Origin of the sequence: Agrobacterium sp. O3.4, assembly GCF_041414895.1 — a bacterium.
In the GTDB taxonomy this organism is placed as follows: Bacteria; Pseudomonadota; Alphaproteobacteria; order Rhizobiales; family Rhizobiaceae; genus Agrobacterium; species Agrobacterium cucumeris.
Genome location: NZ_JALPZP010000002.1, coordinates 91,280 through 111,619, shown reverse-complemented (window position 1 = coordinate 111,619; position 20,340 = coordinate 91,280). Strand labels below are relative to the sequence as shown.

The 20,340-nt window shown below is 59.5% G+C and carries 19 protein-coding genes; 9 read left to right on the top strand and 10 right to left on the bottom strand.

Annotation, left to right across the window (positions count from 1 at the left end; translation table 11 throughout):
- Positions 1 to 87 precede the first annotated feature (87 nt).
- A complete protein-coding gene (locus M0412_RS13185; protein WP_269698908.1) occupies positions 88 to 975 on the bottom strand; it encodes a LysR family transcriptional regulator in 888 nt (295 codons plus the stop codon).
- Between the two features lie 198 nt (positions 976 to 1,173).
- Between M0412_RS13185 and M0412_RS13180 the strand changes: the two genes are divergently transcribed.
- Entirely contained in the window at positions 1,174 to 2,091 is a 918-nt protein-coding gene (locus M0412_RS13180; RefSeq protein WP_269698907.1) for a DMT family transporter, read from the top strand.
- On the opposite strand, the gene M0412_RS13175 is transcribed toward M0412_RS13180, so the two are convergent.
- Positions 2,072 to 2,998 (bottom strand): DMT family transporter, encoded by a 927-nt coding sequence (locus M0412_RS13175; protein WP_269698906.1) that lies wholly within the window; start codon positions 2,996 to 2,998, stop codon positions 2,072 to 2,074. The two genes, M0412_RS13180 and M0412_RS13175, sit on opposite strands and share 20 nt — an antisense overlap.
- Positions 2,999 to 3,193: 195 nt before the next feature.
- On the opposite strand from M0412_RS13175, the gene accB reads away from it, so the two are divergent.
- From accB to M0412_RS13145, 6 genes are read left to right on the top strand one after another with little or no spacing between them, the layout of a single operon-like run.
- A complete protein-coding gene (gene accB / locus M0412_RS13170; protein ID WP_142841673.1) occupies positions 3,194 to 3,658 on the top strand; it encodes an acetyl-CoA carboxylase biotin carboxyl carrier protein in 465 nt (154 codons plus the stop codon).
- Positions 3,655 to 5,049 (top strand): acetyl-CoA carboxylase biotin carboxylase subunit, encoded by a 1,395-nt coding sequence (accC, locus tag M0412_RS13165; protein WP_142841674.1) that lies wholly within the window; start codon positions 3,655 to 3,657, stop codon positions 5,047 to 5,049. The genes accB and accC overlap by 4 nt, the downstream gene beginning before the upstream one ends.
- Positions 5,046 to 5,486, top strand: a complete 441-nt coding sequence (locus tag M0412_RS13160; protein WP_142841675.1) for a biotin/lipoyl-containing protein — start codon at positions 5,046 to 5,048, stop codon at positions 5,484 to 5,486. Before accC ends, M0412_RS13160 begins: the two co-directional genes overlap by 4 nt.
- Complete coding sequence (gene pxpB / locus M0412_RS13155) at positions 5,483 to 6,196, top strand: 5-oxoprolinase subunit PxpB (protein WP_135396973.1); 714 nt, start codon at positions 5,483 to 5,485, stop codon at positions 6,194 to 6,196. The genes M0412_RS13160 and pxpB overlap by 4 nt, the downstream gene beginning before the upstream one ends.
- Complete coding sequence (locus M0412_RS13150; protein ID WP_142841676.1) at positions 6,193 to 7,191, top strand: biotin-dependent carboxyltransferase family protein; 999 nt, start codon at positions 6,193 to 6,195, stop codon at positions 7,189 to 7,191. Before pxpB ends, M0412_RS13150 begins: the two co-directional genes overlap by 4 nt.
- Positions 7,192 to 7,216: 25 nt before the next feature.
- Positions 7,217 to 7,984: a 5-oxoprolinase subunit PxpA gene (locus M0412_RS13145; protein ID WP_142841677.1), complete on the top strand. Its 768-nt coding sequence runs from the start codon at positions 7,217 to 7,219 to the stop codon at positions 7,982 to 7,984.
- 154 nt (positions 7,985 to 8,138) lie between these two features.
- Here the strand turns inward: M0412_RS13145 and M0412_RS13140 are convergent, their stop codons facing one another.
- From M0412_RS13140 to M0412_RS13125, 4 genes are read right to left on the bottom strand one after another with little or no spacing between them, the layout of a single operon-like run.
- Entirely contained in the window at positions 8,139 to 9,242 is a 1,104-nt protein-coding gene (locus tag M0412_RS13140; RefSeq protein WP_142841678.1) for an ABC transporter ATP-binding protein, read from the bottom strand.
- A 9-nt stretch (positions 9,243 to 9,251) separates the two neighbouring features.
- Positions 9,252 to 10,328, bottom strand: coding sequence for an ABC transporter substrate-binding protein (locus M0412_RS13135; RefSeq protein WP_269698905.1), 1,077 nt, complete (start codon positions 10,326 to 10,328; stop codon positions 9,252 to 9,254).
- Between the two features lie 25 nt (positions 10,329 to 10,353).
- Positions 10,354 to 11,157: an ABC transporter permease gene (locus tag M0412_RS13130; RefSeq protein ID WP_269698904.1), complete on the bottom strand. Its 804-nt coding sequence runs from the start codon at positions 11,155 to 11,157 to the stop codon at positions 10,354 to 10,356.
- The gene (locus M0412_RS13125) at positions 11,154 to 12,086 is read right to left on the bottom strand and encodes an ABC transporter permease (RefSeq protein WP_142841680.1); all 933 of its coding nucleotides are present in this window, start codon (positions 12,084 to 12,086) and stop codon (positions 11,154 to 11,156) included. The genes M0412_RS13130 and M0412_RS13125 overlap by 4 nt, the downstream gene beginning before the upstream one ends.
- 432 nt (positions 12,087 to 12,518) lie before the next feature.
- Between M0412_RS13125 and M0412_RS13120 the strand changes: the two genes are divergently transcribed.
- Positions 12,519 to 13,721: a pyridoxal phosphate-dependent aminotransferase gene (locus M0412_RS13120; RefSeq protein WP_142841681.1), complete on the top strand. Its 1,203-nt coding sequence runs from the start codon at positions 12,519 to 12,521 to the stop codon at positions 13,719 to 13,721.
- A 10-nt stretch (positions 13,722 to 13,731) separates the two neighbouring features.
- On the top strand, positions 13,732 to 14,424 hold the full coding sequence (locus M0412_RS13115; protein WP_142841682.1) for an SDR family NAD(P)-dependent oxidoreductase: 693 nt from the start codon (positions 13,732 to 13,734) through the stop codon (positions 14,422 to 14,424).
- A gap of 60 nt (positions 14,425 to 14,484) precedes the next feature.
- Here M0412_RS13115 and M0412_RS13110 read toward each other — a convergent pair whose 3' ends face one another.
- From M0412_RS13110 to M0412_RS13095, 4 genes are all read right to left on the bottom strand, one after another.
- Positions 14,485 to 15,390, bottom strand: coding sequence for a LysR substrate-binding domain-containing protein (locus M0412_RS13110; protein ID WP_142841683.1), 906 nt, complete (start codon positions 15,388 to 15,390; stop codon positions 14,485 to 14,487).
- Between the two features lie 151 nt (positions 15,391 to 15,541).
- Entirely contained in the window at positions 15,542 to 17,746 is a 2,205-nt protein-coding gene (locus M0412_RS13105; RefSeq protein WP_269698903.1) for a methyl-accepting chemotaxis protein, read from the bottom strand.
- A gap of 257 nt (positions 17,747 to 18,003) precedes the next feature.
- Positions 18,004 to 19,503 carry an FGGY-family carbohydrate kinase gene (locus M0412_RS13100; protein WP_269698902.1) on the bottom strand — a complete coding sequence of 500 codons (1,500 nt, stop codon included), beginning with the start codon at positions 19,501 to 19,503 and terminating at the stop codon, positions 18,004 to 18,006.
- Positions 19,496 to 20,338 (bottom strand): class I fructose-bisphosphate aldolase, encoded by an 843-nt coding sequence (locus M0412_RS13095; protein ID WP_142841774.1) that lies wholly within the window; start codon positions 20,336 to 20,338, stop codon positions 19,496 to 19,498. The genes M0412_RS13100 and M0412_RS13095 overlap by 8 nt, the downstream gene beginning before the upstream one ends.
- Between the last annotated feature and the right edge of the window lie 2 nt (positions 20,339 to 20,340).

Sequence of the window (20,340 nt, the reverse complement as noted above, 5' to 3'; positions counted from 1 at the left end):
CCTCCCCGATACGCTTTCACCGGGGAGGCTAGGAACAAGCCATCAACAACACAAATACCGAGTTTTCAAACTATCCATACAAATCTTTTATGGGTTGAAAGAAGGTTCGCGCCTTGCGACCGACCGCAGCAGGTCCCGAAACAGCCTGAAGGTGCGCTCATCCACCTCCCTGCCCTTCAGTAGATGGATGGAGCGATAAATAACCGGATCGGTTATATGCGCGGCCTGAAGCTGGCCGGCCTCCTGCTCCTGCTGAACCGAATTCCATGACAGGATCGTCGCACCGATGCCGGCGCCGACGGCACGTTTGATCGTATCCTGCCCGTCTATCTCCATCGTCACATTCAGGCCAATACCGGCGCGGGTAGCGGCCTCGTCTATCGATTCGCGCAGCGGATTATCCCTCGGCGGCAGGATCAGATTGAGCTGAGCCGCAGCCTCAAGCGGCATCGACCGGCCGAGTGGCCTTGAGGAAACTGCAAACAAGCTCTCCTTGACGATGAGATCGTCGGCCTTCTCTTCCGCACCGACAAGCGCAACCGCCATATCCACCTTGCCAAGACGAATGAGTCGCAGCGATTCATCATTGCGTGCCTCTATCAGCCGCAGCGAAACCTTGGGCATCGAAGCGGCAACTTCACTGATGATGCTTGGTGCAAAGGCCGTGGCCCAGGAGGGGATGAGGCTCAGCCGGATCACCCGCTCATCCAGATAGGCCATGGCGCGAATTTCCGCTTCCGCCTGCCGAACTTTCTCGGTGATCTCCCGGGCATGGGCGAGAAGCACTTCGCCCTTCTCCGTCGCCTTCACGCCGCGCGCCAGCCGGTGCAGCACGGAAAAACCCACCAGCCGCTCCAGTTCCGTGATGTGGTGGCTGAGCGCCGGCTGGGCGATCCCCAATTGCCGCGCCGCAGCCGACATGGAGCCGCAATCGGCAATCGCGACCAGATATCGCAGCCTGCGCAAATCCAACATGCCCGCTTCCACCTCCCGCCGGTTCAAGAGGTCATCATGACACCAAATCGCCGCCATGACCTAGGGCAAAAAGCCCTTTTCCGCGGAAGGTGGGCAATGGGGCAAGTGATGGGGTAAGACAAGATTCTTATGACAGCCGGCTAAGGCTTTTCTCTGCTTCTTCCCCATGACACGGTCCTGGCTGCGATGGGGAGCGGAATGGATCCTAAGACCGGTATTTTGCTCAAGCTGACGGCCATGCTGGCATTCACAGTCATGTCCGCCTGTGTGAAGGGCCTGGACGGGGCGATCCCGGTTGGCGAAGTTGTCTTCTGTCGGGGATTTTTTGCCCTCATTCCCCTCTGTCTCTGGTTCATCGCCTCGTCCGAGCGGATAACCGTGCCGGCCCGGAAAAACATCGGCAGCCTGCTCGCGGGCAGTTCGGCCGGGCTGGGCGGCATGTTCTTCGGCTTTCTGGCGCTCGCCTATCTACCGCTGGTGAATGTCACAGTGTTGAGCTACACGACGCCGCTTTTCACCATCATGCTGGCAGCGCTGCTCTTGCGCGAAAAGGTGCGGATTTACCGATGGTCCGCCGTGCTCACCGGCTTCATCGGCGTCTTTATTACCTTGTCACCCAATCTGGTCTTTGATGCCGCATCAGGCCCGACCCAGATCGACGGCGTTGCAATGATCGGAACCGCACTGGCACTGACCGGTGCGCTTTGCGCTGCCTTTTCCTCCATCGCTGTCCGCCACCTGAACAGTATCGAAAAGCCGTCACGCATCGTGCTCATCTATACGCTGACGGGAGTTGTCGCCGGCTTCACCACGATCATATTTGGATGGAAAATGCCGGATTTTCACCAGTTCCTGCTGCTCGCTGGCGGCGGCCTCGCCGGCGGCATCGGCCAGATCACCATGACGCTCAGCCTGCGGCATGCCCAGGCCTCGCTGCTCGCGCCTTTCGATTATACGACGATGATCTGGGCGATCGCCCTCGGTTATCTCCTCATGGCCGAAGTTCCGACGGGCGCGACCATCGTCGGCGCACTGACAGTCATTGCTGCCGGACTGTTCGCCATGTGGCGCGAAAACCGGCTGGCGAAACAACCCATCACGGAGCCGAAAGCGTAAGCTCATCGGTGATACGCTTTTTATGCAGCCGCCTTTCCCGCCATAACGTGAACAAGCCGGCAGCAACCACGATCGATGCTCCCATAATGGTGGTGAGCGCCGGCACCTGATCCATGAAGGTGTACCCAATCAACAGCGCCCAGATCATCGTCGTGTAATCGAACGGCGCCAGCAGCGACGCCTCCGCATAACGCAAGCTGAGCGTTACCAATATCTGCGCGGTTCCGCCGATGAGACCGGTGCCGATCAGCAGTGCCCATTGCCACGCGGTCGGCATTGTCCAGCCCATCCCGATGCTCGCAAAACCGATGACGGTGGTGAGCAGGGTGAAATAGAAGATGATCGCGCCGGTATTTTCCGTCTGCGTCAGATGCCGGATCTGGATCATCGATATTGCGGAGAAAAAAGCCGCCGCGAGCCCGAAAAGGCCGCCGAGCATGGCGACGCGGGTGCCAGAAGTGATATCCGCAACATCGAAGGAAAAATGTGGCGACAGGATCAGCACGATGCCGCAAAGCCCGAAGACCACCGCGGTCCAGCGGTACATCCTGACGACTTCCTTCAAAAGCAGCACCGCCAGAATGACCGTGAAGAGCGGTGTCGCGTAGCTGATGGCCGTAGCATCGGCGAGCGGAATATAGGCCAGCGCCAGATAGCTGAAAACCATGCCGCCGGTGCCGGAGAAACTCCGCACCAGATGCCCGCCAATGTGGCTTGTGGCCACCTGCCTCCGGAAACCGCCCTGCGAAGCCATCCACAGACAGAGCGGCAGCATGGCCACCGCCGACCTGAAAAAGACGACCTGGCCGATGGGGATCTCGCCCTTGAGACCGCTGATACAGGCGCCCATCAACACCAGAGCAAGTGCTGCGGAGATTTTAAGGAGAATGCCTTTGCGGGGTTCCATGGTTCGTTCCTTCGGACGTCTTTGAACCGTTTCACCACGCAAAGGCTGGATATCAAACCTCAAAGCAGTGTCCATAGGAACTTCGTCTGACCCCATTAATGCTGCCCACATGGTAGCTATTGCTGATGGACAGGCTGCGGATTCCGCTCCGTTTGCCCGTCGCCGTGGGGATACAAAAAGACGTTGGAAACCAATATGGATCTGGAAAAGATCAAGAAACTGATCGAGTTTGTCGGCTCTTCGCGAGTGTCCGAATTGACCGTGAGCCAGGAGGGAACCACGGTCCGGATCATTCGTGAAAACAGCGCCGTTTCACTGCAATCGCCATCCCCGCAGCCCCAGCCTGTTCCGGTGGCGCAAACAGCATCCGAGACACCGCGCGCCGAAGAACAGGCGCCGGCCTCCACCGTCACCGCTCCGGTACCATCCGGCATCGTCGCAGCGCCCTCATTCGGTCTTTTCCATCGCGCGCCAAGCCCCGGCACGCCGCCTTTCGTCGAAGCCGGCGATGAGGTCAGGCATGGACAGGAACTCTTCATCATCGAAGCAATGAAGGTGTTCAACACCGTGAGAGCCGAGCGCAGCGGCAGGATCGCCAGATTCATTGCCAATGACGGCGAAGATGTCGAACTCGGACAGCCGGTGCTGGAGTTCGAATGATGAACGCGTCACTCCCAAAGGCAGCGGCCGAACAAAGAGCATTCGACAGTGTCCTTATCGCCAATCGTGGCGAGATCGCACTGCGCGTGCAACGCGCCTGCCGCGAACTCGGCCTGAAGACCGTCATGGTCTATTCGGAAGCCGATAAGGACGCAGATTATCTGAAGGCGGCCGACACCGCCATCTGCATCGGCCCCGCCTCTCCCGGCCAGAGCTATCTCAACGCGCCGGCCATATTGCTCGCAATGGAGCTGACCGGCGCTGGCGCGGTTCACCCCGGTTATGGTTTTCTATCCGAAAGAGCGTCTTTTTCGGAGGCCGTGGAGGCGGCGGGAGCGGTCTTCATCGGCCCACGCGCCGACGCCATCCGCACCATGGGTGACAAGATCGCAGCGAAGCGGGCGATGATGGAGGCTGGCGTGCCCTGCGTTCCGGGCCCCGATTCCGCCCTGCCGGATGACATGGCCGAAGTCTCGAAAATCGCCGCCGACATCGGTTATCCCGTCATCGTCAAGGCGGCCGGCGGCGGCGGTGGGCGCGGCATGCGCGTCGTTCGAGAGGCTTCCGCCCTTCAGGATGCCGTTCTCGTCACCCGCGAGGAAGCAAGCCGTGCTTTCGGAACGCCGGAACTCTATATCGAGAAATTCCTCGAACATCCGCGTCATGTCGAAATTCAGGTTCTCTGCGATGGCCAGGGCGGCGGCGTCTGGGTGGGGCTGCGCGACTGCTCGATGCAGCGCCGGCACCAGAAGGTCGTTGAAGAAGGCCCTGCCATCGGCATCCCGCCTGATGTGGCCGCTTTCGTCGGCAATCGCTGCGTCGAAGCCTGCCGCCAGATCGGTTATCGCGGCGTCGGTACCTTCGAGTTTCTTTATGAAAACGGTGAATTCTATTTCATCGAAATGAATACCCGCCTGCAGGTCGAACATCCGGTCACGGAAATGACGTCAGGTGTGGATCTGGTGCGCCAGCAGCTTCTCGTCGCTCTTGGCCATCCGCTCGAGATTTCGCAGGAAGACATCACCTGCGAAGGGCATTCGATCGAATGCCGCATCAATGCCGAAGACCCCTATAATTTCATTCCCTGCCCCGGTCTGATAACGGCCCTTCACCTGCCGGGCGGCCCCGGCGTGCGGGTCGATACCCATGTGACGGCGGGTTATCGGGTTTCGCCCCACTACGATTCCCTGATCGCCAAGCTCATCGTCCACGCGCCGACGCGCGAACAGGCGATTCTGCGCATGCGCCGCGCGCTTGGCGAAATGCGCATCGAAGGCGTCTCCACCAACCTGCCGCTACATCGGGAAATATTGGACGACCCGGCCTTCTCCGAAGGCGGCACGGATATTCACTACCTCGAACATTGGCTTGCAGCGCGGAGTGCCCAGTGAAACGACAGCCTGTTTCCATATCCCGCTACAGCAAGCCCGGCACGATTGCCGATCTTGCCGCTCACCTCGAGCGCAACAACGTCTCCGCCATCGAGATCGAGACCCCCGATGGGTCACTGAAGATCGTTGCCATGGCAGGCGGTCAGGCCTCTGCGGCACAGCAGCCCATTGAAGCGACCAAAGCGCCGGTAAAGGCGGGGGATATTCTTGCCCGTGCACCGATGGCCGGCATCTTCACAGCCGCCCATCCGCAGCGCCCAGACCGGGCGGTTCAGGCAGGACAATCCGTAGCGAAAGGCGAGATCGTCGCATTCATCGCGGCTGGACCCGTGCTTGTTCCGGTCATCGCCGAAAAAGCCGGCACCGTCAGCGAAATCGTGGCGGAAACTGGTGTGCTTGTCGGCTATGGCTCCACCCTTCTCAAGACCGAAACATGATGGTGACGTCGATGAGCAACCTCCCGCTGAAAACGCCCCACCTCACCCCCGCCCATCTGGGCCTGCCGAAAATCTCGATGATAGGCAACAGGACCTTTCTGATCGAAGCGCCCGGCGAGCTGGACCTGCCCGCCCAGCGGCGTATCTGGGCGCTGACGCGTGCGCTGAAAGATCGTCCCGAGGTGCTGGAACTCATACCCGGCATGACCAACCTGCTGATCGTGCTGCGCGGTACGCCTGAAGATGCCGGGCATCTGCAGGACGAGCTTCTCGACCTCTGGCAAAGGACGGCGGAGCTCGATCTTCTCGGCAAGACCATCGAAGTGCCCACGACCTATGGCGGCGAACACGCCATCGACCTTGCGGCGATCTGCGATTATTCCGGCCTACCCGATAAGGAGGTCGTGCGCCTTCACTTCGAGCGCACCTATACGGTTTTCGCCGTCGGCAGCGCGCCCGGTTTCGGTTATCTCGGCGGTCTCGATCCACGCATTTTCATGCCGCGCAAGAAAGTCCCTTCGCTGCGCATGCTGAAGGGCATGGTGACGATCGGCGGCATGCAGTCCGGCATCTCGGTTCTGACCGGGCCAAACGGCTGGAATTCGCTGGGTTTCACCGAAATCACCATGTTCGACGCCACGGCCGAACAGCCAGCTGTGCTGGCGCCCGGCGACCGGGTTCGCTTCCTTCCCGAAAGGATCGAACTATGATCCATATTCTTGCCTGCGGACCGCTGAACACAGTGCAGGATCTCGGCCGCGCGGGTTACCGCAATATCGGCATCACCGCCACGGGCGCGATGGACCCGATTGCGCTCAGGGTCGGCAATCTTCTCGCCGGCAACGGCGAAGAGGCCGCGGCGATTGAAATCCAGACCTTTCCTTTCCGCATCGAATTCGAAGAGGCGCTGACCTTCGCGGTAACCGGCGCGGATTGCGCTGCACGGCTCGATGGTGCGGATTTACCGCCTTACTGGTGTGTGCGGGCCGAGAAGGGTCAAATCCTCGAGCTTTCGACCCCGCTGAAAAATGCGCGGGCCTATCTCTGCCTTCAGGGCGGCGTCGATGTTCCGGTGGTGATGGGATCGCGCAGCACTTCTCTTCGCGGCTCATTCGGCGGTCACGAAGGACGGCATCTCACCACTGGCGACAGGTTGCCCGTTCTGCCATCCGAGTCACTCGCTCTGCCTGCAAGCGGCCTTGGCCTTACGCCGCTTGCAGAAGCGATGCCGGACATGTTTCCGGTGTCCGACACCGGCGAATTGCTGCTGAGAGCCATTCCAGCCGCCGAACATGATCTTTTCGGCGACAACGCCGAACGTTTCTGGTCGGAAGCCTGGAAAATCACCTCACAGAGCGACCGCACCGGTTACCGGCTGGCCGGAACACCGCTGACCCTTTCGGCTCCCGTGGAACTACGTTCCTATGGCGTCATCCCGGGCGTGGTTCAGGTGCCGCCAAGTGGCGAGCCGATCATCCAGATGAGCGACGCCAACACGGCCGGCGGTTATCCCAAGATGGCCGGCATCATCGACAGTGACCTGTGGCGTCTCGGCCAGGCCCGCATCGGCAGCCGCATCCGCTTCGTGCAGGCAACGGTACGGGAGGCGCTGGAGATCGAGAAGGCGATCGACGCCTATTTCGCGGATATCCGCAGAACCCTGCCGCTGGTTACCGCCGCACTCGGCACGCTGACAAAACGATAATCCTGAAGAACAAGGAGAGGGAACCATGAAGATCGATGTTAATTCCGACATGGGCGAAGGTTTCGGCGTCTATAAGGTCTGCGACGACGAGAAGCTTATGGAAGTCGTCTCTTCGGCGAATGTCGCCTGCGGTTTCCATGCCGGCGATCCGGAAATGATGGCGCGCATGGTGCGTCTGGCCAAACAGAACGGCGTCGGCGTCGGCGCCCATCCCGGCCTCGCCGACCGTCTCGGCTTCGGCCGCCGCGAAATTCCCGTCGACGCGGAAGAAATGGAACAGCAGGTTCTCTACCAGCTCGGCGCGCTTTCGGCGATTGCCAGGGCGCAGGAGGTTGCGCTCTCCCATATCAGCTTCCATGCCGCCATGGGCAACATGATCAATCGCGATGCGGCGCTTGCCGAACGGATCATGAAAAAGATCAGGGCGGTCGATCCCAATCTCATCGTCTTTTCGATGCCGGACATGCTGATCGAAAAGGCGGCGCTGGATTGCGGGCTAAAAGTGCTCAATCTCTTCCTCGCCGACCGCGCCTATGATGTGAAGGGCCAGCTCGTGCCACGCAAGCTGCCCAATTCCGTCATCAAGGAAGAGGGAAAAGTTCGCGCGCGGGTGCGCCAGTTTCTGGAAAAAGGCACGGTCACGACCATCGAGGGCGAGATCATTCCCGTTCGCGCCCGGTCGATCCTTGTTCACAGCGACACACCCGGCTCGCTGGAGCTTGCCCGCACGGTGCGTAGCGAAGTGGAAGCCTGCGGCGGCAGCGTCGTGCCGGCTCGCGAAGTGATCGCCTGAAGCGGGGGCACGCCTCATATTCTGACGTACCAAAAGTTACGGCACCGCATTCCATTCAGGAGCGCGGTGCCGTAATTTTGCCGGCTATGCAATTACGATGTGGATTTGCGCCCTTCACAAGCCGGGCCGCATGAGCGCCCCGGCCATAAAACCATCAATTCAGCTGGATCACGTGGTTGCTGTCGCTCGTCCAGCTCAGTCTCACCCGGTCACCGGCGGCGCTGACGGCATTGGTGAAACCTTCCGTCTGGGTCTGCCGGTAAGCGATCATCGGCTCGCCATTGTCGAGACGCAGATAGTAATGCAGCATGAAACCGCGATAGACGACCTGCTCCACCCGCGCCGTGGTGGAATTGCTGGCGTTTTCATCTACGCCCACCGCAAGCGGTGAGACCGAGATCGCTTCGGGGCGAACGGTGACGACGACCTTTTCGCCCTGAACCGCCCCAATATCCTCAACATCGAGCCGCACGCCCGAACCGGTGACCAGCCTTGCGGAACGACCATTGCGCTCTGCCACGCTCGCCTCGAAGAAGTTCGAAGCGCCGATGAAACCGGCGACGAAGCGTGTCAGCGGCTTCTGGTAGATTTCGCCGGCCGGTGCGATCTGCTCGAGATTACCATCCCGCATTACGGCGATCTGGTCCGCCATGGTCAGGGCCTCGTCCTGATCGTGGGTTACCATGATGGTGGTGAGACCAAGTCGCTGCTGCAGGCTGCGGATTTCAACCTGCATGCTTTCTCTCAGGCCCTTGTCGAGTGCGCCGAGCGGCTCGTCGAGAAGCAGCATGGAAGGTTCGATCACCAGGGCACGGGCCAGAGCCACACGCTGCTGCTGGCCGCCGGAGAGCTGCGCCGGCAGCCGGTCTCCGAAGGCATGCAACTGAACGAGATCGAGCGCCTGTTTAACGCGCCCTTCCCGGTCGGACTTGGAGATACCCCGCATCTCGAGACCGAAGGCAACGTTTTCGGCAACGGTCATATGGGGAAACAGGGCATAGTTCTGGAAGAGCATGCCAACGTTGCGGCGGTGAACCGGGGTGCGCGTGGTCGGCTTGCCGCCGACCACGATTTCACCCGAGGTGGGATCGACAAGCCCCGCAATCATGCGAAGGCAGGTCGTTTTCCCGCATCCGCTCGGACCGAGAAGCGCGAGAATCTCCCCTGCCTTGACGGTCAGCGAAACATCATCGACGGCAACGACCTGACCGCCGTAGTGTTTGGTCAGTCTTTCCAGGCGGACTTCTACGGATTTCATCAGCGTTCCTCAGCCGTTAAAAGTCTGGTTGTATTTTTCGAGCCACTGGGCGCGGCGCGGAATGATGTATTTCCAGTCCGGCGTGAAGAGGTTCAGCGATTCCATTTTCGCTTCCGGATAAGCGAGGAATTTCGCGGTATCTTCGCCAAACGAGACATCCTTGACCGAAGGCGCGCTGAGGGTGGCTTCCGAAAGCATCTTCTGCACGCCGGGGTCGAGAATGCGGTTGATATAGGCAAGCGCGAGATCGCGGTGCGGCCCGCCCTTTACCAGCGCGATGGAGTTGATGCCGGTGAAAGCGCCTTCCTTCGGGAAGGTCATGTCGAGCGGCACGCCCTTCTTGGTGTGCGGATAAACCGCCTTGGAATATTCGATACCGCCGAAATCCGCCTGGCCCTGCGCCACCATCATCGTCTGCGCTTCCGCGTCATAGATTGAGAGCACGTTCGGCTTCAGATCGGCCAGTTTCGCCCAGCCGGCATCCGTATCATATTGCGCTTCTTTCAGTGGCTTGCCGGTTGCAAGGGCGGCCGCCACCATCAGCATCAAAACGCTTTGCGTGTTCTTCGGTGTGTTGAGCAGCATGCGGCGAGCATATTTCTTGTCGAACATCTGTTCGTAACTCTCGAACGGCTTGCCCGTCGTCGGATTGTAAAACAGGCCGGCGATAGAGATCGCAAAACCGACACCGAAATTGTCTTCGAAAAGATAACGGGAATAGACATTCTTGAGGTTGGGGATTTCGTCCATCGGCAATTGTTCGATCAGGCCTTCCTCCTTGGCCTGGGGAACGCCGACATCGTCCATCGACATCACGCTATATTGCGGATTTTCGCGGGTGGCGCGCAGCGTGGCGATATTGGCAAGCGTCGCGCCTTCGGTTGTCAGCACCCGGCACTTATATTCCTTTTCGAAAGCCGGGATGACTTCCTTCTTGATCAGCCCGCCCTGCGCCGAATTATAGACGCCGACATACATGGTGCGGTCCTGTGCGGAAGCCGCGGTATAAAAATAGGGTGTGGCGAGCGCGCCTGCGGCGACTGTCAGGAAACTGCGCCGTTTCATGATGATGGTCTTGTCTGTCATTTCCGGTACCCCTCTTGTTGTTGATTTACATAGCCATTGCCCGGCGCAGACCCACCAGCCTGTCGAGGACGAGCACGACGGTCACCGCCAGAAGGATGATGATGGTGGACATGGTCGCGACCGAAGGATCAAAGACCGTGCCGATCTGGCGATAAAGAACGATGGGCACGGGCAGGTTCGCGGAATCGGCCAGCCACATCGAAACGGGATAATTGTCGAAAGAAACCATGAAGCAGAAGATCGAGCCGGAGGCGACGCCGGGCGCGATCTGCGGAAAGATCACTCGCGTGAAGGTTTTCCAGCGGGTGGCGCCAAGCGTGCGCGCCGCTTCCTCAAGGCTGACATTGACGAGCTGGAGGCTGGTCAGCACCGTGCGGATCACATAGGGCGAGGTGACAACGGTGTGGGCGATCAGAAGTTTCAGCTTGGTATCCATCCAGCCATAGCCGGAAAAGAGCTGCAGCAGCGCAAGACCGGTCACCAGCACGGGAAAGATCAGCGGCGAAAGCAGCAGCCCTTTCATCAGCGAGCGGCCGATGAATTTTCCCCGTGAGAGCGCAAAGGCTGCGGGAACACCGAGCGCCAATGAAAGAATGGTGGTGGCGACAGCCAGCGCCGCGCTGAAGGTCAGGCCGGCGGTGAATTCCTCGTTCTGCATTACCGCCGCATACCAGCGGAAGGTGAAGCCCTGCGGCGGGAAGGTGACGAAGTAGCTGTCGGAAAACGAGATGGCGACGACGAGGACAATCGGGGCCAGGATGAAGACCATCATGGCGGCAGTGACCGCATAAAGGACGATGGCGGAAGTGCCTGTCAGCTTGTTGTTCATGACGCGCTTGCCTTGATACGACGCCCGCCGAGCAGCCTCATCGAGACGGCGTTGATGAGAATGACGATGAAAACGAGGATGGTGGCGATGGTAGCGCCGAAGGGCCAGTCATAGACCGCGAGAACCTGTTGCTCGACCATGTTGCCGAGCATCTGCGAGCCGGGACCGCCGATAAGGGCGGGAATGACATAAGATGCCGAGGCCAGAGAGAAGACCAGCGTGAAACCTGCGACGAGGCCGGGAAGGCTGAGCGGGAAGGTGATCCGCAGGAACACTTTCCATGCCGGCGCACCGAGCGTGCGGGCAGCCTGCTGCAGGTTCGGATCGATCTTGCCAAGCGCGGAGGACAGCGGCAGCACCATCATCGGGAAGAAAATGTGCAGGGAGCCGATGATGACGGCAGCATCGGAAAACAGCAGCGTCAGCGGACTGTCGATAATGCCGAGATTCATCAACACATAATTCAAGAGACCCGTTGGGCCATTGCCGAGGATGAGCTGCCAGCCATAAGCGCGAACCACGACGCTGACAGCCAGCGGTGCGATAACAATCAGCGTTATGATGCGGGTCGTGGTGATATTGCCGCGCACGAGAACGGTCGCGACCGGATAGGCCAGTATCGCGGCGATGATGGAGGTGATGAGACTGATACGGATCGTCGCCCAGAGCACCTTCTGGTAAAGATCGACCTCGAAAAACCTGATGTAATGGGCAAGCGTGAAGGGTGTACCGATCAACCCCTGCGAATTCTGCGTCATGACGCTGAAGGTCATCAGGCGGATGGCCGGAAGGAAGAAAAAGAACAGCAGAAAGATCAAAAGCGGCAATATGAGTATGCCGGGCGAAAACAGCCGACGTTCAATGGCTTTCCAGCCGGAGATTCCACGGCGTGGCGGGGCATGGGGTTTCATGATCGCAATATCCGACATCTATACTCCCGTCGCGTTGAATACGGCACGAGGCATCGCGTTGAGCCGAACGACGGGGTCGTCCGAGCCCTATGACTAGAATTTGCTGGGTGTGCTCCCTGTCCAGGTATCCGGTCTTTTGCCGATACCCGTCGCATGTTTCTGCTTGCTCGCGTCGGTTACCTCTTTGGGCAATATTGCCCGACGCGTCGTTCCCTTGGTTGTTACGCAGAGCTTAGGGTCTAAGCCGACGGGCTGCATAATATTTTATTGCTCTGAGGTCATCGCATACGAATATGGACTTCACATCCGTCTGAAGGCGATGCATCAAAATCCTGTATGACCTCACATCGAAGTCGTATTGGGGAAAAGGCGGAAAATTCCCGTAACCTCTTTGTCATGCACTGGCATCGCGACGATGCCTGCCTTCACCGTTACAATCGGAAATCATCCATGCCCACTATCGCCCAGCGCCTCAACAACGTCACCGTTTCGGCCTCGCTCGCCATGACCCAGAAAGCCCGCGACCTTGCAGCTCAGGGCATCAAGGTCATCAGCCTGTCTTCCGGCGAACCGGATTTCCCGACCCCTGCCCATGCGGTCGAGGCGGCGCATGCGGCAGCCCTTGCCGGCGATACGAAATATCCGCCGGCTGACGGAACGCCTGCTTTGCGGGCCGCGATCCAGCGAAAGTTCAAGCGCGACAACAATCTCGACTACGATCCAAGCCAAATTCTGGTGGCAGGCGGCGGCAAACAGATCATCTTCAACGCCATCATGGCAACCTGCGACCCAGGCGATGAAGTCGTCATCCCCGCACCGTCGTGGATCAGCTATGCCGATATCGTCAAGTTTGCCGGAGCGGTGCCTGTGCCGGTGGTTTGCCCGGAGAATAACGGTTTCCGCCTGCGGGCCGAAGATCTCGAGGCCGCCATTACCCCGAAGACCAAATGGCTGCTTTTCAACTTCCCCAACAACCCCACCGGTGCCGCCTGCTCCCGTGCGGAGATGAAAGAAATCGCCGAGGTCATGCTGCGGCATCCGCATGTCTGGATCATGACTGACGACATGTATGAGCACCTCATCTATGACGACTTCGAATTCTGCACCATCGCCGAGGTCGAGCCACGCCTTTACGACCGCGTCCTGACCGTCAACGGCGCATCGAAGGCCTATGCGATGACCGGCTGGCGCCTCGGTTTCTGCGGTGGCCCGAAAGATCTCATCAAGGCCATCAGCAACGTCAACACCCAGAATAGCGGCGGTGTCGCCACCATCGTGCAGGCTGCCGCCGTTGCGGTTCTCGACGGCCCGCAGGATCTGCTGAAAGAGCGCGCCGATATCTATAAGACGCGCCGCGACTTCGTGCTCGGCAAGTTGGCCGAGATCGACGGCCTTCGCTGCCACAAGCCCGAAGGCGCCTTCTATATCTTCCCGAACATTGCGGCGCTGATCGGCAAGACCACGAAGGGCGGCACGAAGATCGAGAACGATACCGATTTTGTCATGGCGCTGCTCGCCGAACATCACGTTGCGACGGTGCAGGGCGCGGCCTATGGCCTGAGCCCCTTCTTCCGGCTTTCCTATGCCACGAGCATGGAGAACCTCGCCGAAGGCTGCGCCCGCATCGCCGAATTCTGCAACGGAATGAAATAGGGAGAACAGCATGCTGGGAGGAAGTGGCCGTGTGATCATGGTTTCCGGTGCATCGCGAGGCCTTGGCCTTGCGATCACCACAAGGCTTCACGAAGCCGGTTTCACCGTCGCGGCGGGAGCGCGAAATCCATCCGCCGTTGCGGTGAAGGACAGGCTTTCCGCCGACCGATATGATGCGGAAGAGGCGGGATCGGCAGAAGCCTGGGTTGATGCCGTCGCCGCCAGATACGGCCGGATCGATGGGCTGGTGAATTGCGCCGGCATCAATCCCAAGGTTCGGGTCATGGATACGGGCGAAGAAAGCCTCGACCAGATGTGGCGTATCAACGTCAAGGGTCCGCTCAGGGTCACCCGCGCCGCCATCCCTCACCTCGTGAAGACCGGACAGGGCAGGGTCATCAATGTCGCCTCGCTGGCGGGGCGGCGTGTCGGCTCGAATGTCGGTTATGCGATGACGAAATTTGCCGTCGTCGCGCTTACCCACGGCATCCGGCAGGAATTGTGGGACAGCGGCGTGCGCGCCACCGCCCTCTGCCCCGGTTACATCGCAACCGATATGACAGCTGGCGAAACCGAAGTCCGCCGCGAGGATATGACCCAGCCGGCAGATCTCGCCGAAATGGTGGAAACGCTGCTTTGCCTGCCGAACAATCTTTCGGTGGCCGAATTGCTGGTGAATTGTCGCAAGGAATCGATGCTTTAGTCTTTTTTCACGCGCCGGGCCGGAAAACAGGCCGGCGCGTGATCACAAGCCGGTGCGCCTTTATTTCAGCGTTTCCGCCAGCTGCAGCAGTATTTCCTTCACGGCAAGCGCGGGCTCGGAGAGCGGCGTATTATCCGATACGCAAAAGGACAGGGTTTCCTCGATCATCGGGCTGGCGATCTGCCGGACGACAATTTCCTCATTGGATTCCGCCACGATACGGTCGGCGATAGCCTTGGGCGTTATGGTCGCGCCAAGCCCGGCATCCACACCACGTGCGATGGTCCTTACCGATTCCAGCTCGGCCATCACGAGCAGATCCTTGCGGCTGCGGGTGAAGGCGAGATTGATGGCCCGGCGCACGAAATTATAGGTCGGCGGCAGAAGAAAGGGCAGATATGCCAGATCAGCAACTGTGATAGGTGCATCGCCGGGCTCCACGCCGAAGCTGCGATGCACGACCAGCACGAATTCCTCACGCAATAACGGCGTGAACTTGACGCCACGGATCGGCCCGGTGCCGTGGATCAACCCCATCTCCAGACGACCATTCATGATCATCTGGCTATAGGGCTGGCTGACGCTTTCCGTGATGTGCAGCAGAATGCCGGGATGAAGCCGTTTTGTTTCCTCCATCAGACGCAGCGCCAATGTGGCGGCGCTGCTGAAGGGCGCAAGCCCGACCGATACCTTGCCGGACAGCACCGCGCCCGCTTCCAGCGCCTCCGCCTGCGCCTGCTCCATCTGACGCAAAATCACCTGGGCATGCCTGTAAACGACCTTGCCAGCATCGGTCATGACGACGCCCTGCTGGCTTCGGGTCAGCAGTTTCTGGCGGAAATGTTCCTCGATGCTCGCCAGCTGCTGGCTCAGCGCCGGCTGGGCGATATGCAACACATCCGCCGCTCTTGTTATGCTCCCCATATCGACAATCGTTATAAACGATTTCAGACGCCTGATATCCATCTGCTGCTGCTTATCCCATTACTGCTTGCAGGGATAAGATGCGCAATTTGCCGATAATGTCCATCTTGCATTTCCCCGCCTGGCCCCGCCCGCATTGCGGCACGGGGACAGTGATCCACACTGTGCGTGAAGAGGACCGTCAGGCCGCCATTCAGGCTGCCTTCAGAGACCCCCGATAAACGTCCGCTCCCGAACCGAGTTCAAACTGGCCGAGCAGCCGGTTCAGCGCATCGACCTCCCCCGCCAGAGTGTGGCTTGCGGCAGTCATTTCCTCGACCATCGCAGCATTTTTCTGCGTGTCCTGATCCATCTGGTTAACGGCGATGTTGATCTGCTGAAGGCCGGACGATTGCTCCTGCGCGGATTCGACGATCGCGGCGACGTGCTGATTGATCTCCTGCACCTCGGCGACAATCACGTCGAGCGCCTTGCCGGTATCGCCGACAAGATGCACGCCCTCCTCCACCTGCTGGTTCGACTTGGTGATCAGCGACTTGATCTCCTTCGCCGCACCGGCGGAGCGTTGCGCCAGCTCGCGGACCTCCTGCGCGACGACTGCAAACCCCTTGCCCGCCTCACCCGCACGCGCCGCCTCAACGCCGGCATTGAGCGCCAGAAGGTTGGTCTGGAAGGCAATCTCATCAATTACGCCAATGATGCTGGAAATCTCGTTTGACGATTTCTCGATCCGCTCCATGGCGATGACCGCCTGGCGTACGACCTCGCCCGATCGTTCGGCGCCGATACGCGTGCGGGAGACGAGCCGACCCGCCTCATGCGCCCTGCTGGCGGCATCCTTCACCGTGACAGTGATCTCTTCAAGGGCTGCGGCCGTTTCTTCCACGGCGGCAGCCTGCTGCTCCGTGCGCCTTGCCAGATCATCGGCCGCCGCCTTGATTTCATGAGCGCCCGAATCGATGCCGGAGGCGTTTTCCGACACGCGCAGCAGCGCATTCTGCAACTTTCCGGAGGAGCCGTTGAAATCATTACGAACCGCATCGAGCTGTTCGACAAAGGGTTCATTGATACGGCACGACACGTCGCCCTCGGCAAGTTTTGCCAAGGCGTAGGCCAGACTGTCGACAGCAAACCGGATGTTGCCCGCCTCATCGGCGGCCTGGCGTTCGCGGGTCAAGCGCTCCTGTTCCCCGAGAGTGCGATTGGTCTCTGCTTCCTGCTCAAGCGCGGCCTTTTGCCGGTTGCTTTCACGAAGGACATCCAGCGAGCGGGCCAGATCACCGATCTCATCCCTGGTCGCAATATCCTTCAATGTCAGCTGGAGGTTTCCCTGTGCGATCTGGGCGGTCTCACCGATGATGTTCGTGATGCGGCCGATGAACCGCCGGGCAATGAACCAGCCAGCCAGCGCCAGAAGCACCGCTGCCGTCATGATCGTCAAGGCAGCATCGCGCATCATCGCATGCAACTGCGCAAAGACCGTATCTTCCGGCACCGAGACGATTGCGTACCATTTCATGTCCCCGGTCAGCGTGACCGGCGAGGCAACGTTAAGCGAAACCGTTCCGTCCTGCGCCGTCATTTCCCGCTCGACGCCGGGATTGGCGATCAGCTGATCCCAGCCGGCGGTTTGCGTACCGCCATCCGCGAGGCTTTTTCCCATTATCGCCGCATCCGGATGGCTGATGATCTTGCCGCTGCCACTGACAAGGCTCACGAAACCCGTTCCCATGGGCCGAATGGTCGACAGCGCCTTGCTCGTTTCCTCCAGCGAAAGATCGAGGCCAGCGACCCCCAGTGGTTTACCATCGACGACAACCGGCTTGGCAACCGAAGTTATAAGAACCTCCTTGCCGTCGATCGCATAAGCATAGGGTTCGATGACGACGGTTTTCTTCTGTGTGAAGGGCAGTTGATAATAATCACCCGGGCCTGCAGTGGTATAGTCCGTCAACGCGGTATTGCTTATTTTGCCACCGCTGCGCACCCAATAGGGCACATAACGACCGGTTGCGTCATATCCCGCCTTGTTGACGAAGTCCGCATCCCTGCCATCGAAGGCGTTCGGCTCCCACCCGGTCCAAAGGCCAAGGACTTCAGGGTTGTTCGCCAGCATGTGCTGGATAAGCTGATCAGCCTTGCTCCGATCGGCCTCGCCCGACTGCTTCATGGATTCCAGAACGGAAGCGAGACTGTTGACGATATGAATGGTGCCACCGATCTTCTTTTCGGTCACCAGGGCTTCGGCATGCGCTATCTGCCGCATACGCTCAAGGCTGTTGGCCTTTGTATCCTCAAAGGAGCGATAAAACAGCACGGCAGAGGCCGCGATTGTTGCAATTACGCCGCACGCGGCGACCGCGAAGATATTGCGGCCCGTAGTCGATTTAAACAGCATGCCCTTCCCCCCAAAAGTCCCTGCCGCGACGGCGGACGCCGCTACGGGTGCCCGCAACTGTCAGTGATCGGGCTGGAAGGTAATATTAGAAAACTATGCTTAAAAATTACTTTCCACCCTGCATTTAAGCAGTTCAAGGGAAGTGAGATACATCATGAAGTTGTATTATTCCAGTATATACAAAATATTGCGCGATATTCGGAATCTCGAAAACGCAATGCGGTGCGCGTGATTGCGCACCGCGGGGCCGGAAGTCTCTATTCCTGCAAGCGAAGAGCATTCCAGAAGCCTCGCAACTGGCCGGTCAATTGTGTGTAGAGACCATAACGCCGACGGTAATGCCGAACTTGGTTCTCTTTCGGTTCGTAGGCGCTCGCCACGCGCGTCATCGCCGCAACCGCTTCCTCATAACCGGGATAGAGACCGACAGCGACGGCTGCGCCGATCGCCGCCCCAAGCGCACCCGTTTCGCGGGCTTCGGCGACACGCAGGGGAATTTCCAGCACATCCGCCATGATCTGCGGCCAATGCTGGCTGCGGGAACCGCCGCCGGACATCACGGCATTTTCGACCGGCAGGCCGGCTTCACGCAGGACACCGATATGGCGACGATGTTCGAAACAGACGCCTTCGAACAGGGCACGCAACATATGACCTTCGCCATGCCAGCCGGCCAGACCGTAAAAGCCGCCGCGGAATTCCGCACCCAGCCGCGAACCGAAGATGAAGGGGTGAAAGAACGGATCGTCGGCGCGCGGCGTAACCGAGCCGACGAGGTCGTTACACCGGTCGAAGGCATGATCGCCATGGTCGTCGCGAATGCGGTGTACGTACCATTCGAGATTGGCGGCGGATGTGGCGCTGGATTCGATATTGACATAGCGGTCCCGGCCGAATGTCGTCACCATGAAGACATCCGGGCTGATGACCGGTTTGTCTGCGAAAACCTGATTGATGCTCCAGGTGCCGGCAATGATGGAAGCTTCCCCTGCATTGATGACACCCGACCCCATGGCGCTGGAGACGACATCGAAATACCCGCCAATGACGGGCGTGCCTTCGGAGAGCCCGGTTGCTTCTGAAGCCTCGCTTGTGATGCGGCCGACGATGTCAGCCGATTCCACGAGACGCGGGAAAAAGGCAACGGCATCATCAAGCCCATAAAGCGACAGGAGTTCCCGGTCGAGCCTGGCTTCGGGGAAGGCAAGCAATCCCGCACCGCTGAGGTCGGAAATGTCATTGGCAAGGCAGCCCGTCAGACGGAAATTGACGAAATCCTTGCAGAACAGCACCGTTCCGGTCTGCGCGTAAATGTCGGGTGCATGCCGTTTTACCCAGGCAAGCAGGCTGGGCGTTTGCGCGGGCCATGGCCGCTGCAGGCAGCGTACCTGCAGCAAGTCTCCGCTTTTCCCGTCAAGCTCGGCCGCAATATCAGCGGCACGGCTGTCGAGCGACTGGATTCCGAGCAAGGGCTTTTGCCGCTTGTCCAGCAGGTAAAGACCATTGCCGTGACCGGCGCATCCCACCGCCACAATGCTTCTGGGATCGACCGAGGATTTTGCCAGAAGCTGGCGGATCGCCTCGCAGCCATTGCGCCATAATTCTTCAAGGTCGCGCTCGACATAACCGGGCTGCGGAAATGTCGAATGGCCGTCGATGGCATGTTGTGCGACCTGCCGGCCCGCCGTGTCGAACAGCACGGCCTTGATGACCGTGTTGCCGACATCCAGACCCAATATGTGATTTTTCTCAGCCACGATTATAGATGTCCCATGCTTCCTCACCGCTCGCACCCTCATGGATGATGGCCATCAGGGCCGCAACAACGGCCTTCGGATTGTCATGCTGATAGATGTTGCGACCATAAACCAGTCCGTTCGCCCCTTGAGCCATCAAGGCCGCCGATTTTGCCAGCACGTTGCGCAAATCCTCTCGCCCTCCGCCTCGCACCAGCACCGGGCAGCGCGCCGCCTCGATCACCCGGTGAAAATCCTGCGGATCACTGGTGGGATCGGCCTTGATGATATCGGCACCCATTTCCGAGGCAAGGCGCACCAGCGTAACAATCTTTTCGGCATCGCCATCCACCTGATAGCCCCCGCGCACATCGTTGGGCAGCATTACCAGCGGCTCGATCATCAGTGGCATGCCGAAGCGGTGGCAATCGGCCCGCACACGGCTGATATTTTCGACACATTGGCGAAACAGTTCCGGCTCATCCGGCAGCATGAACAGGTTCACGACAACGCAGGCCGCGTCCATTTCCAGCGCGCCGATGATTGGATCGTGATAATTCTGGAGCTGCGACCACATGGTTCTGTGGCGCGTGGAATTATAGGGGTTGCCCATATCTATGCGCATGACGAGGGCCGGCTTGTCCCGCTCCGGCCTCTGCTGCAACAGATCTGCCTGCCCGTAGACCATCTGGATGGCATCGGGACCGGCCTCAACCAGCTTTTCGACGGTCTGCGGCATATCCTCAAGCCCGATGAGGAAACTCGGCTCGTTGCAAACCCCGTGATCGATGGCCACATCAAGGCATCCGCCATTGCGGAACAACCGGTTCATGCGCGCCTTTTTCGAAATCCGCATCA